Genomic DNA, 12,789 nt, shown 5'->3' with positions numbered 1-12,789 from the left:
GAGGCTCTCATGCCAGACACTGCAGGCATCGCCGCCGCGGCCGGCCACGAATCGATCGGCGCCCTCGATGGAATACGCGTGGTCGATCTCACCACCGTGCTCATGGGGCCGATGGCCTGCCGGATGCTGGGAGATCACGGTGCCGATGTGATCAGGGTGGAATCGCTCGACGGCGACTCCACGCGCAACGGTCTGCCTGCCCGGTCGGCTGGCATGTCCGGCTTCAGCCTCAACATCCAGCGCAACAAGCGCTCGCTGGCGCTGGACCTCAAGTCAGATGCCGGTCGCGCAGCCATGCAGCGGCTGCTCGCGAGCTCTGACGTGCTGATCACCAACATGCGGGCTGCCGCGCTCGAACGCCTCGGCCTCGACGCCGATTCCCTGCGAGCACAGCATCCGCAGCTCATCTGCTGCCGTGCGAACGGCTACGGCAGCGGCGGCCCCTACCGCGACAAGGCGGCGTACGACGACGCCATCCAAGCTGCTTCTGGCCTGTCGAACCTGATCGGCCGCATCGCAGGGGAACCTGGCTTCGTTCCCTCGGTGATTGCAGACAAGGTGACCGGGCTGCATGTGGTGGAGGCGGTGCTCGCGGCCCTATTCCATCGAGAACGGACCGGTGTGGCACAGGCGATCGAAGTGCCCATGTTCGAGACGATGGTGGCCTTCAACCTGGTGGAGCATTACCGCGGCGCCGTGTTCGAGCCGCCTGAGGGGCCATTCGGCTATGACCGGCTGCTCACGCCGCACCGGCGGCCCTATCCCACGGCCGACGGTTGGGTGTGCCTGCTGCCCTACAACGATGCCCAGTACCGAGCCTTCTTCGCGTTCGTCGAACGACCCGAGCTGGCCGATGATCCGCGCTTTACCGACCACAACTCGCGGATCGCGCATATCGACGAGCTGTACGCACTGTTCGGCGAACTCTCGGTGCGCCGCACCACCGATGAGTGGATCGCCTACTGCGACACCCACTCGATCCCCGCTGCGAGGGTCATGGACCTGGCAGACCTCGACGCAGATCCTCAGCTCGCCGCCGTGGGCCTGGTCAGCATCTCGGAGCACCCCACCGAAGGGGCGTACCGCTACGTGGCCGATCCGGTGATGTACTCAGCGACGCCGACACGGTTGCGCCGCCATGCCCCGCTGCTGGGCGAGCACGCGGTCGAGATTCTCAGCGAGCTGGGCTACGGCCACGATGAGATCGACGCGCTGCGCGACCAGGGCGTCATCGTTCTGCCGATCTGACAGCCCTCCGGCAACGCAAAGGGCACCCCGCGAGCGGGATGCCCCTACGTCGGCTCGTAACCGATTGCACGGCACCCGGCGGGCGCCGCCCATAGCGCTGATCAGTCGCTGCGTCCGCCAATGCCCTTCTTCAAGGCGCTGATTGCAGCGTCTCGAACCGGGATGAACGCAACAAGCACGATGGCCGTTGCTATGTCCATGCCAAAGCGGCCCAGCGACAGCAGCTCCATGTTCGTTCCGAAGCCCAGATTCAGCACATCGTTCGCGCCGTTGATTTGAGAAATCAGTACGAACAGGTACGCCCAGATCAGGTTCAGATTGCCGCCGACAATCGGAATGGACTTCAGCGTGTCGTTCACTTTGATCGTGTCAAGGACGCTGTCCACGACAACCATCGCACCCTGGAACACCATTCCCAGGATGATCAGCGTCAGAATTGTCGCCATCATGCCAATCGACCCCCTTATTGGTCGGCAATACGGCTGAAGTTGCCGACCGCCCCCGCAGGCGGCAACCAACGCACACACTAGTCAATTTCATTGCTTTCTTGTGACAATTTCATGACAGCCCCGGATACATGGGCGAAACGCCTCGCATCTGGCGGGTGCAGTGGATCGGCCTCTGGCGGAGCGCGCCGGTAGCTTTGCGGCGCATGACGCAGGTGCCCGACAGGCCCACCGTCGACGGGCTCGAAGCGAAGTGGTCGCAGCGCTGGGAAGCCGACGGCGTGTACCGCTTTGATCGCACCGCCACCCGCGACCGGGTATTCAGCATCGACACCCCGCCGCCGACCGTGAGCGGCTCGCTGCACATGGGGCACGTGTTCAGCTACACCCACACCGACAACATCGCCCGCTACCGGCGCATGGCGGGTTACGAGGTCTTCTACCCGATGGGCTGGGACGACAACGGCCTGCCCACCGAGCGGCGCGTCCAGAACTACTTCGGGGTGCGCTGCGACCCCTCGCTGCCCTACGACGAGAACTTCGAGCCGCCTGCTGACGGCGGCGACGCCAAGGCGGTGGAAGCCCGCGGCGAGCTGGCGATCTCGCGCCGAAACTTCATCGAGCTGTGTCACGTGCTCACCGCCGAAGACGAGCACGCTTTCGAGGCCTTGTGGCGCCAGCTCGGGCTGAGCGTGGACTGGTCGATGACCTACGCCACCATCGACGAGCGCTGCCAGCGGATCGCACAGCGCGCGTTTCTCGGGAACCTCGAACGCGGCGAGGCATACCAGATCGAAGCGCCCTCGCTGTGGGATGTCACCTTCGGCACTGCTGTGGCCCAGGCCGAGCTCGAAGATCGCGAGCGGCCCGGCGCCTACCACCGCATTGCGTTCCACCGAACCGGTCCACCCCGATCGCACAACGGCACCGTCGAGATCGAGACCACCCGGCCGGAATTGCTGGCTGCATGCGTAGCACTCGTGGCCCACCCCGACGACGAGCGCTACCAGCCGTTGTTCGGATCCACCGTGCTGACGCCGCTGTTCGGGGTGGAAGTGCCGGTGGTGGCGCACAAGCTGGCCGAGCCCGACAAGGGCACCGGCATCGCCATGATCTGCACGTTCGGCGACACCACCGACGTCACGTGGTGGCGCGAGCTGGACTTGCCTGTGCGGGCGATCGTGGACCGCCGGGGCCGCATAACCCCCGACCCGCCGCACGGCATCGAGGGGGCAGCGGGTCGCGAGGCATACGACCGCCTCGCAGGCCGGACGGTGGGAGGCGCCCGCACCGCAACGGTCGAGTTGCTGCGAAGCTCCGGCGATCTCATCGGCGAGCCCCGCCCGATCACCCATGCCGTGAAGTTCTTCGAGAAGGGCGACCGGCCGCTGGAGATCGTCTCAAGCCGCCAGTGGTACATCCGCAACGGCGGGCGCGACGCCGAGCTGCGCGACGCGCTGATCGCCCGCGGCTCAGAGATGACCTGGCACCCGCCGTACATGCAGGGCCGGTACACGAACTGGATCGAGGGCCTCAGCGGCGACTGGCTGATCAGTCGCCAGCGCTACTTCGGCGTGCCCATCCCGCTGTGGTACCCGCTCGACGACGCCGGCGAGCCGTTCTGGGCGCAGCCGCTGGTGCCGGACGGCAGCGTGCTGCCGGTCGACCCGAGCAGCGACGTGCCGGCCGGCTACGACGAGTCGCAGCGGGGACAGCCCGGCGGTTTCATCGGCGATCACGATGTGATGGACACCTGGGCCACGTCGTCGCTGACACCGCAGATCGCATGCGGCTGGAGCGAGGACCCGGACCTGTGGGAGCGCACCTACCCAATGGACATGCGCCCCCAAGGGCACGACATCATCCGCACCTGGCTGTTCTCGACGGCGGTGCGCAGCCATCTCGGGCATGACTGCGCCCCCTGGCGCCACTGCGCCCTGTCGGGCTGGATCCTCGACCCGGACCGCAAGAAGATGTCCAAGTCCAAGGGCAACGTGGTGACTCCGGTCGACCTGCTCGACACCTACGGCGCCGACGCCGTGCGCTACTGGGCCGCCAACGGCCGCCCCGGCACCGACACGGCCTTCGACGAAGGACAGATGAAGATCGGCCGCCGGCTGGCGATCAAGCTGCTGAACGCAGCGAAGTTCGCTCTGACGCTGACCGGCGGCGCGAATCCCGAGGCGGCCACGGACGCCGGTCCGGATCGTCGTGCCGGACCGGTGCGCAACGCACTGGATGCAGCGCTGCTGGCTGAGCTCGCCGGGCTGGTACGGGCCGCTACTGACGCCTTCGAGAACTTCGACTACGCCCGGGCGCTCGAGCGGTCGGAGCAGTTCTTCTGGCGATTCACCGACGACTACGTGGAGTTGGCCAAGGGCCGGGCCTATGGCGGTCAAGGCGACGAGGCGGCAGCGGACGCGCATCTCACCCTCACGACGGCGCTCGACGTGCTGCTGCGACTGTTCGCGCCGTTCCTGCCCTTCGTCACCGAGGAGATCTGGTCGTGGTGGCGAGGCGGTTCAGTGCACCAGTTGACGTGGCCCGATGCGGCAGAGATCGACACGCTGGCTCCCGACCATCCCTCGGGCGCGTTCGAGCTCACCGCATCGGTGCTCAGCGAGGTTCGCCGGGCCAAGACCGAGGCCAAGCGCAGCCTTCGCGTGCCCGCAGAGCAGGTGACGGTGGGCGCCGCGGATGCGCACATCGCCACGCTGGAGCAGACGCGGGCCGACTTGATCGATGCCGGGCGCATTGAGAGCCTGACGTTCGTGGCGGACGGCTCGCTCGCTCACCCCGAGGTCAGCGTGACGCTCGCGCCACCAGACGCCTAGATCATTCTCACGCTTGGTTGGAGCCCGGGCCCGCCGACCACAGCCGATGCCGCGCTGCGGTTTGTCATGGTGTGGGGTGGTCGGGTCGGAGTCGTGAGACGGCGCTGTGATGTGCGAGTTCGGATTTGGCGTAGCGGTGAACCATGGTTGGGCTGGTCCAACGGCCGGCGAGCATGGCTTCGGGCATTTGGGCGCCGGCTCGGATGAGGGACTGGGCCGATCCGATGCGCAGGGAGTGGCCTGACGCGCCATCGATGCCGATCCGAGCTGCGGCGGCGGTGATGATGGCGCGGATGGCGCGCGTCGACAGCCGCTCGTCGGTAACGCGGTTGCCTTTGCGGACGCGTCGAAACAGCGGCCCGCCGTCGATGATGGCTGCGGTGAGCCAGGCGTCGATGCGCATGATGGCTGCGCGGCGCAAGAACAGCGACGCGCCATCCCCGTTCTGGTCGGTCTTGGAGCGGCGGACGTGAACATGGCCGGTTCCGTCGTCGGCTCGGCCGATGTCGGCCGCATCGAGCGATGCGGTCTCGCCGACGCGCAGCAGAGCGTCGCTCATCACCGCGATGACGGCTGCGTCGCGCAGTCCGATGGCGTCGCCGCGTGTGGCTGCCGCGTCGGCTGCGGCGTCGGCCGCGGCCCAGTCGACCGCCGCGACTTGACGCGCCGGCGGGGCCGCTCTGCGGTGGGTGCGCAGCGCGATCTCGCATAAGGGTCCGACGGGGTCGGGCTCTCCGAGACGGCGCGCAGCGGTCCGCACTGCTGCGACGGTCAGCGACAGCGTCGACGGCGACTGTCCCTGGGCTGCCATGCCATCGAGCACCCTGCTGAGCGCGGAGTCGGTGAGCGGTTCGCTGCCGAGCACGGCCTGCACTGCGCGCAGTCGCCCGGTGTAGGCGCGTCGCGTCGCGGGGGCGAAGTCCGCTGACGCGGCGCTGAACGCGTCGGCGGTGATGCGGCAGGGCTGTTGAGGGTGCTGTGAGGGCTGCGGCGTCATAGGACGCGGACTCTAGCTCCGCTAATGCCACTAGCCAGACAGATTCGAGCGGCGCCGGCCGCGCAGGCGGCAACAAATCGCATGGGTTCCCCCGCGCGGCCGGCACCGCTCTTGGCCCCTTACGCGGCCTGCCACGCCAAGGAGACACGCACCCAATGACCAAACGAACCCTCGCCGCGCTCGCCGCGCTGCTGGCGTTCATGGCCGTGCTCGTCGCGGTTCCGCTCGCCACCAGCGAGACAGCCGAGGCGCACACCAAGACTGTCAAGCGCTGCTCCTATGACCCGTTCACGAACGTTCAGCAGTGCTGGACCGAGACGGTCGCCCACACGCACCGGGTGATTCCCGACAACCCGCCGCCGGACACGTCGCCCAAGCCCGAGAAGTGCCCCACGGGCACGACGGGCACCCCTCCGAACTGCTCGCCGATCCCGCCCACCAACGACCCAGCACCTGATCCGGAAGACAAGGAATGCCCCGCTGGAACCGTCGGCACCCCGCCGAACTGCGAGACCCAGCCGCCGCCCAAATGTCCCGCAGGTCAGACCGGCACTTGGCCGAACTGCAAGACCCCGCCCAAGACGTGCCCTGCGGGCCAGCACTCCAACGGCGGCGCAGGCAAGAACTGCCACAGCCACAGCTTCACGCCGCCGCACTGCGGAACCGGCACATGGTCGCCCGGACACGGCCACACACCCGTTCCGCTGAAACCGTGCCCGCCGCCGCCCAAATGCCCGACGGGGTGGACGGGCACGCCGCCTGACTGCCGGATCATTCAGACCGTGTGCCCTGACGGCTACAGCGGCACGCCGCCGGACTGCGTCAAGGACGTGTGCCCCGACGGGCAGACGGGCACCCCGCCGAACTGCAAGAAAGTCGAGCCGCCCAAGTGCGCTGATGGCTACAGCGGCTCGCCCCCGAACTGTGTGAAGGAGTGCGCTACGGGCAACCATCCCCACGGGACCACCTGTCACCTTGACCACGATTGGAGCAAGATTCCTTGCGGCACCGGCAGCGACATCGGCACATGGGCGCCCCACGCCGGCCACACGCCCAGGCAGCGGCCCCAGTGCGGGCGCGAGAACAACGACTGCTCGCTGTCTCATCCTGGGCTGCGGTTTCAACATCGGCACGTCATGGGCGCGAACAAGAACCGCGGCGGCGGAACGATGTCGAGCTGCCACATCGCGAGCACGTCTCACTGCCAAGGCGGCCAGCACGAGCACGTTCACGGATCGCAGGAATGCCACGCTCTCGGCACGGCTGTCGAGAACAGCACGGGGACGCATTCGGGCTGGACCGACCACTGCCCGACCGGCCAGCACTCGCACGAGCACTCCGGCTCTTGCCACACTGCGACGTCGGAGCCGGCGGAGTGCGCCGAGAACTACACCTACTCGTACTCGACGCAGAAATGCGAGCTGGACACCGCCCTAAGAATCTTCCAACGCGGCACGAACCTTTACATCGAGGGGACCGGGCAAGTCATTTGCACCGTCGTGCCCGGCGGCGCCGCGACGAAAGCAGCGAACCTCATTCTGAAGGGCTCCAGCAAAGTTGCGAAATGGATCTTCAAACAGACCGTGGAAATCGCGCTCGATCATCCCTGCGATCAGCTCTGGGACGAGTACCAAGAGCACATCAAAAAAGAGCTGGAATTCGATCCAGAGCAGATCGAGCCGGAGGACGCCGACGGCGACGACGCCTCGGGCGACGATGAGTCAGACAGCGACGCCGACGATGATGACAGCTCCGACGATGACAGCGGCTCCGACGAGGATGAGGACCCTGAGCCGACGCCGGGCATTTGCGACCGCGATACGTCTCCGACGAACCCGTACAAGATCGGCCCCAGCAACACGACGCCCCAGCAGTGGGCCGATTGGTGGGCATGGTTCGACTGCCCCTAGCCGACGCTGAGAGCTACCCTGACGCCATGAGCGCCGACGCCGAGCCAACGGCCCCGCAGCAGCGGCGCGAGTCACGGGTAATGACTGTCGGACCTGTTTTGGCAGGTGCTGTGACGGTGACTCTCATTCAGCGGTTTACGGAATGGCCTTGGTGGATCGTCAGCGGCGGCGGCGTGGTCATCGCGGCTGCTGTCGTTGCCTTCGAATGGGGTAAGAGACGGCGCAAGGCCGAGACTGCTGCTGGGGGTTCGTCGGGCTGAGTGTCTGACGGGCTGCCAGTGCGCTCACAGGCTCTGTAGCGCCTGCCTTGACGGCGGGTAACCATCGTTCGCAGCACCCTTCAAGGTCGGCTCAGGTCGGCTCTGAGGGGTCTTGCGCGTCGTTGTGTTCGTGGCTGCTGGCGGGTTGAGCGCCCGCACGCTGTCCGCAGGCACACTGCCGCAGATGGCACACAACGACACTGAGGCTGCTGAGCACCCGAGATGTGCGGCGATCCGCGAAGCCAAAGCAGACAATCTGGCGAAGCTGGGCGACAAACCCGGCGTGATTCAACGCAAACAACGTGCTGAGTCACAACCGCCAGCTACGCGAGCTTGGCTGCGCATAGCCGCCCAGCGCCCTATACGGCGTCTCTGAGCGCTTGTGGCGTGATCTGCTGGCACACCTGCCGCAGATGGCACACAACGACGCTACGGAGGCGGAGCGCCGCATCTCTGCCGCTGTGACAGCGTGGCGTCTGTCAGCACGCCGAGACGGGCAAGGCGACGGCGCAAGCAAGCTGCTGGCGCTAGCTCCGCACGAACAGCGTGAGGTGCTCCGGCGGCTCGGCTACAGCACTCCGCAAGCGCTCGGGCTGGGGCAGCTGGCTTTGGTGTCGTGCTGACGCTGCGGCCGGCTATCCTGAGAGTCAGCGGCGTGAGGCTTCGAGACGCTGAGGAAGCGCCGCAAAGTGCCGTTTCTGCTGTCGGCGTGATACCCCTAGCGATACCTTCAGAAAAATCCTGTTGCGTTTCTGCTGGTCAGCGTGTTTTTCCGCAGTAGATGTTCGACTGCTCCTAGCCGACACAGCGACAGCGAGAACGATGATGAGCGCCGCGAACTACCCTGAGGCCATGAGCGCGACACAGCCGCGCAAGGTGCGTCATGGCGGCGCGATGGAACCGGAGCCACCGTCGTGGTGGCGACCTGACTTCACGTCTCGCTACGCGAGAGAGCGCCAAGCACAGGCGTTCTATGTGACGATTCCATTCGTCATCGCAGCGTTCTTGTTCCGCCTGTTGGCCGACCTTGACTTCTACATGAGCTTTGCTGCCGCAACGCCGTTTGCAGCCATCGGCTGGCTCGGCTTGCGAGCACGGCTGAGGTACCGCTGCGAACGCCGCCTGTAGACGACGCAACTGCGAGGCTGTGGCGGCGGGTCTAGCCGCAGCCGGCGTCTTTGAGTGCTTGGCGTACTGCGCCGATGCGGGCAAGGCCCGGCGGCGTCGCTGGCACTGCCGTTGTAGGGGCTGCGTGTGCCGCCGGTCTCTACGAGTGGGCCAATGCCGACTTTGAGAGCCTGCTGTCGAAGAACAGGCAAAACGACGACAGCGGCACCGACAACTCAGGGGACCACGACAGCGGCACCGACGGCGACAGCAACGGCACCGACGACGACTCGGACAGCGGCACCGACGATGGCGGGAGTTCCGAAGAGGGCGAGGACCCTGAGCCGACGCCGGGCATCTGCGACCGCAACTCGGCTCCGACGAACCCGTACAAGATCGGCCCCAGCAACACCACGCCCCAGCAATGGACCGACTGGTACGCATGGTTCGACGGCCCCTAACCGACACAGCGACTGCGAGAACGACGGTGAACGCCCCGAACGACCCTGACACCATGAGCGCCGACGCCGAGGCATCAGCCGAGCCGCAGCCGCAGAAGTCGTCGCGGCGCTATCTGTTTTGGTATCTACCGGCGTTATTCGTGACGTTGACCATCGTGAACTACGCGTTGCCTTCTGGCTACCTGGCCGTAGGGTTTTGGCTGAGCGTGCTGGCCCTGATTGTGCTGGTGCACCTTGCCATATTGCTGTATCGCCGCAGAAGGTCCCGCCGCGAGGCCTCGGCGGCTGTGGGGGTCTCGTCGGACAGCGACGCCCAAACGCCGCCGCCGTCAGAGCTGGGCGACCTACTTAGGTACGTGCCGGGAACAGTCCTGATTCTGTGGGCGGTAGTCGTCAGTTTTTGGATATCGCCGGGCAGTGAAGCGGCGTTTTGGCTGGGCGCGCCCGTTCTTCTCGCGATGCTGGTGCTCTGCATCAATGTGCTTCGTCGGAGAAACACCAACCACGTCGATCAGCCGCAAGGCTGAGGCGGCTGTACTTTTAGTTCTGACAAGTGGCATTGTCAGTATCATATACCGCGGGATACGCGTTCGCAAGCGGCAGCGCTTCGCCGTAATGACAATCGGCAGCCACCACGCGATTCCCCGCCGGGCGAGCTGCCGATCGATGCACATCTGCGGCTCACGCGCGACTCGCCGGCGGCCACTTGCTTCAGGCCGCGTCGGGAAGCCGCTGCAGCTACAGATCGCTGTCGGCGCCGTCGGCGTCTGGGTCGCCTGCCTCCATCGGCGACGCCACGGTCTCGAAGGCGCTGACACGCCGCACGCCGCTCTCGCCGTCGGGCTCGCCGCTGCGCACCCAAACCGTCCGCTGCGGGAACGGGATCTCGATGCCGGCCTCGTCGAATGCGACCTTGATGCGCCTGCGCATCAAGCGCGCCGTTGCCCACTGCTCAGATGGCTCGGTCTTGAGCATGACCCGGATGGTGACGGCATCGGCACCGAAGGCCTGCACTCCCGAGAGGGTGGGTTCTTCAAGCACCGTGGTGCTCTCACCTTGCTCCTGCCACACCTCGTCCGCGACTCGCTTGATGATCGCCATGGCCTCGTCGAGGTCGGTGTCATAGGCCACGTCGAGGTCGAGCGGTACGCGAGCCCACAGCTGCGACATGTTGCCCACCCGGGCGATGGCGCCGTTGGGCACATGCCAGACCGTGCCGGCGATGTCGCGCAGCCGTGTGGTGCGCAGCCCGACCGACTCGACCGTGCCGACCGCATCGCCGAGATCGACCACGTCGCCGACGCCGTACTGATCCTCGATCAGCATGAACACACCGGTCAGCAGGTCGCGCACAATCGACTGGGCGCCGAAGCCGACGGCGACACCGATGATGCCGGCGCCTGCGATGAGCGGCCCGAGATTCACGTCGAATTCGCCGAGCAGCATCATGAGCGCAACGGCCCAGATGATGGTGGTGGCGATGCTCTTGAACAGCGTGCCCAGCGTCGTGGCCCGCTGGCTGGCGCGCTCGGTGCGCTCACGCAGCTGCTTCATCTTCTCGGCGAGCCGCTCGGGGTCCCAGGTTCGGCCCTCTTCGGCGGTGCGGGCGGCCTCGTCCTCCTCGGCGTGCTGCTTGTCGGAAGCGATGCGCTCCACCATGTGGTCGATGGCGCGGCGCACGACCCGGCGGGCGATGACGGCCAGCAGCAGGATGATCAGCACCGTGAGCGGTTTGTCCACGATCCATACCGAGGCCGACGCGAAGCCCTCGCTGCCGGTCCAGTCGTAGATGCGTTCGCAGACCCAACTTGGCTCGGGGCCGCACACTTCGTTGACGCGACTGACTTCCAGGAGCGCGTTGACCGCGTCGGTCGCCGATTCGGCCTGTGCAAGAAGTCCGGTCACCCGCGGGAGCCTAAACCCGGAGGCGTCGGCACGACTGTCAGAATCTGGCAGTTCAGACTTCACGCACCAGTGTGGCGGCTACGGAACTTGCAATCCAAGCAGTAGATGATCTCTAATTCGATACATAAATGGCTTGCAAAACGCTATATTTGATATTCCTGTCCCAGTACGACACCGCATGAGGTGTGGGCGGCGACGACAGCAGGAGCGCCTGCGATGAATGACGCTGAATCCCTCGCCACCAACAGTCCGCCGTCTGATCGGCTGACCATGCCCGGCTATCGGCCACGGGTCATCGAGACTCAGATTGCAGAAGCGCTGGCGCGGGTGGGCGCCGTGCTCATCGACGGGGCACGAGCATGCGGCAAGACGTGGACCGCCCGCCACTTTGCGCGCAGCGAAGCCCGCATCGACGACCCGGCGTCACAGCTGCTTATCGAGACTGCGCCCGAGTCGCTGCTGGCGGGCACCTCGCCTCGACTGCTCGACGAATGGCAGATGGCGCCGTCGCTGTGGAACCGGGTGCGCCGGGCCTGCGACGACCGCAGCCAGCCCGGCCAGTTCATCCTGACAGGATCGGCATCGCCGAGCGACGAGATCACCCGCCACTCGGGCATGGGGCGCATCGCCCGCATCCGCATGCGCCCGATGTCGCTGTACGAATCGGGACTCTCCGACGGCAGCGCATCGCTGCGGTCGATGTTCGACGGCGACGCTGCAGCAGCGGTGCCCCGCGACGATGTCTCGCTCGTCGATGTCGTCGACGCCATCTGCGTGGGAGGCTGGCCCGCCAACGTGGACGACAGCGCAGATGCCCCAGGCCAGGCATCTGGCGCCAGCGGCGCAATCGGCGACTACATCAACGAGGCAGCGCGGGTGGAGGTCGCCGAAGCTGTCGGCGTGCGGCATCAGCCCGAGGCGCTGCTGCGACTGATGCGTTCGGTGGCTCGCAATGTGGCAACCGAAGCGAGGCTCACCGGCTTGGCCGCAGACGCAGGGGGCGACGCGGCACTGGCGAGCGCCACGGTGCGCTCGTACCTGTCCGCCTTGGAGCGCATCTTCGTCGTCGAGCGGCAGCCGGCATGGTCGGTGGAACTGCGCTCCCGGGCCTCGTTGCGCAAATCGCCCAAGCTGCACTTCGTCGACCCTTCGCTGGCGGCATCGTTGCTGCGGGCCACGCCGACGCGCCTCATGGCCGATACGCCTGCGCTGGGATCGCTGTTCGAGTCGCTGGTAGTGCGAGACCTGCGGATACTGAGCCAGGGCATCGGCGCCGACGTGTACCACTACCGCGACAACGTCGGCCTCGAAGCAGATGCGGTGATCGAACGGCGCGACGGAGCATGGATCGGTGTGCAGGCAAAGTTGAGCCCAGGTCGCTCCGCGGTGGATGCAGCGGCTGCATCGCTGCTGCGCCTGCGCGATAAGGTGGCTCGCCGACGCAACGCCGACCTGACAGCGCTGTTGGTAGTGACCTCGACCGGCGCGGCCTACCGCCGCACCGACGGCGTCATCGTCGCGCCCGTGACGTCGCTCGGTCCCTGACCAACAGGCAAGCGTTCACTTCGATGTCCTTGTCTCCGTGCGGTGTCGGATGAGATGAGAGCGGCGACGATGCCAT

Annotated in this window: 11 protein-coding genes and 1 pseudogene; 9 read left to right on the top strand and 3 right to left on the bottom strand. The window is 66.5% G+C overall.

The features are described 5' to 3' along the window. Nucleotides 1-9 precede the first annotated feature (9 nt). Nucleotides 10-1,248 carry a CaiB/BaiF CoA transferase family protein gene (locus ACOQPE_RS08565; protein ID WP_420608509.1) on the top strand — a complete coding sequence of 413 codons (1,239 nt, stop codon included), beginning with the start codon at nt 10-12 and terminating at the stop codon, nt 1,246-1,248. Between the two features lie 101 nt (nt 1,249-1,349). On the opposite strand, the gene ACOQPE_RS08560 is transcribed toward ACOQPE_RS08565, so the two are convergent. Continuing rightward, a complete protein-coding gene (locus tag ACOQPE_RS08560; protein WP_420608508.1) occupies nt 1,350-1,697 on the bottom strand; it encodes a hypothetical protein in 348 nt (115 codons plus the stop codon). A gap of 203 nt (nt 1,698-1,900) precedes the next feature. On the opposite strand from ACOQPE_RS08560, the gene valS reads away from it, so the two are divergent. Further along, nucleotides 1,901-4,528, top strand: coding sequence for a valine--tRNA ligase (valS, locus tag ACOQPE_RS08555; RefSeq protein ID WP_420608507.1), 2,628 nt, complete (start codon nt 1,901-1,903; stop codon nt 4,526-4,528). Nucleotides 4,529-4,592: 64 nt separating this feature from the next. Here the strand turns inward: valS and ACOQPE_RS08550 are convergent, their stop codons facing one another. Beyond that, nucleotides 4,593-5,525 carry a tyrosine-type recombinase/integrase gene (locus ACOQPE_RS08550; protein ID WP_420608506.1) on the bottom strand — a complete coding sequence of 311 codons (933 nt, stop codon included), beginning with the start codon at nt 5,523-5,525 and terminating at the stop codon, nt 4,593-4,595. 155 nt (nt 5,526-5,680) lie between these two features. Between ACOQPE_RS08550 and ACOQPE_RS08545 the strand changes: the two genes are divergently transcribed. From ACOQPE_RS08545 to ACOQPE_RS08525, 5 genes are all read left to right on the top strand, one after another. Continuing rightward, complete coding sequence (locus ACOQPE_RS08545; protein ID WP_420608505.1) at nt 5,681-7,435, top strand: hypothetical protein; 1,755 nt, start codon at nt 5,681-5,683, stop codon at nt 7,433-7,435. A 26-nt stretch (nt 7,436-7,461) separates the two neighbouring features. Beyond that, nucleotides 7,462-7,695, top strand: a complete 234-nt coding sequence (locus tag ACOQPE_RS08540) for a hypothetical protein (RefSeq protein WP_420608504.1) — start codon at nt 7,462-7,464, stop codon at nt 7,693-7,695. Between the two features lie 852 nt (nt 7,696-8,547). After that, the gene (locus tag ACOQPE_RS08535) at nt 8,548-8,823 is read left to right on the top strand and encodes a hypothetical protein (protein ID WP_420608503.1); all 276 of its coding nucleotides are present in this window, start codon (nt 8,548-8,550) and stop codon (nt 8,821-8,823) included. 74 nt (nt 8,824-8,897) lie between these two features. Then, on the top strand, nt 8,898-9,263 hold the full coding sequence (locus ACOQPE_RS08530; protein WP_420608502.1) for a hypothetical protein: 366 nt from the start codon (nt 8,898-8,900) through the stop codon (nt 9,261-9,263). A gap of 53 nt (nt 9,264-9,316) precedes the next feature. Beyond that, nucleotides 9,317-9,790, top strand: a complete 474-nt coding sequence (locus ACOQPE_RS08525) for a hypothetical protein (RefSeq protein ID WP_420608501.1) — start codon at nt 9,317-9,319, stop codon at nt 9,788-9,790. Nucleotides 9,791-10,001: 211 nt separating this feature from the next. Here the strand turns inward: ACOQPE_RS08525 and ACOQPE_RS08520 are convergent, their stop codons facing one another. Then, nucleotides 10,002-11,168, bottom strand: a complete 1,167-nt coding sequence (locus ACOQPE_RS08520) for a mechanosensitive ion channel family protein (protein ID WP_420608500.1) — start codon at nt 11,166-11,168, stop codon at nt 10,002-10,004. A gap of 327 nt (nt 11,169-11,495) precedes the next feature. Here ACOQPE_RS08520 and ACOQPE_RS08515 point away from each other — a divergent pair. After that, a pseudogene (locus tag ACOQPE_RS08515) lies at nt 11,496-11,819 on the top strand (AAA family ATPase); the annotation flags it as partial. Beyond that, complete coding sequence (locus ACOQPE_RS08510; protein WP_420611376.1) at nt 11,808-12,713, top strand: ATP-binding protein; 906 nt, start codon at nt 11,808-11,810, stop codon at nt 12,711-12,713. The pseudogene ACOQPE_RS08515 and the gene ACOQPE_RS08510, both read left to right, overlap by 12 nt. Nucleotides 12,714-12,789 lie beyond the last annotated feature (76 nt).

It is taken from the genome of Candidatus Poriferisodalis sp. (assembly GCF_965219595.1).
Taxonomy (GTDB): Bacteria; Actinomycetota; Acidimicrobiia; order Acidimicrobiales; family Poriferisodalaceae; genus Poriferisodalis.
The sequence above is the reverse complement of the archived record's forward strand: the minus strand, read 5'-3'. Positions and strand labels throughout refer to the sequence as shown.

Excerpts from the sequence above, each read along its gene's own strand:
- ACOQPE_RS08530 (WP_420608502.1), top strand. The coding sequence starts at position 8,898 with ATGCGGGCAAGGCCCGGCGGCGTCGCTGGCACTGCCGTTGTAGGGGCT.
- ACOQPE_RS08525 (WP_420608501.1), top strand. The coding sequence starts at position 9,317 with ATGAGCGCCGACGCCGAGGCATCAGCCGAGCCGCAGCCGCAGAAGTCG.
- ACOQPE_RS08560 (WP_420608508.1), bottom strand. The coding sequence starts at position 1,697 with ATGATGGCGACAATTCTGACGCTGATCATCCTGGGAATGGTGTTCCAG.
- ACOQPE_RS08540 (WP_420608504.1), top strand. The coding sequence starts at position 7,462 with ATGAGCGCCGACGCCGAGCCAACGGCCCCGCAGCAGCGGCGCGAGTCA.
- ACOQPE_RS08535 (WP_420608503.1), top strand. The coding sequence starts at position 8,548 with ATGAGCGCGACACAGCCGCGCAAGGTGCGTCATGGCGGCGCGATGGAA.
- ACOQPE_RS08550 (WP_420608506.1), bottom strand. The coding sequence starts at position 5,525 with ATGACGCCGCAGCCCTCACAGCACCCTCAACAGCCCTGCCGCATCACC.
- ACOQPE_RS08545 (WP_420608505.1), top strand. The coding sequence starts at position 5,681 with ATGACCAAACGAACCCTCGCCGCGCTCGCCGCGCTGCTGGCGTTCATG.
- valS (WP_420608507.1), top strand. The coding sequence starts at position 1,901 with ATGACGCAGGTGCCCGACAGGCCCACCGTCGACGGGCTCGAAGCGAAG.
- ACOQPE_RS08565 (WP_420608509.1), top strand. The coding sequence starts at position 10 with ATGCCAGACACTGCAGGCATCGCCGCCGCGGCCGGCCACGAATCGATC.
- ACOQPE_RS08510 (WP_420611376.1), top strand. The coding sequence starts at position 11,808 with ATGCGCCCGATGTCGCTGTACGAATCGGGACTCTCCGACGGCAGCGCA.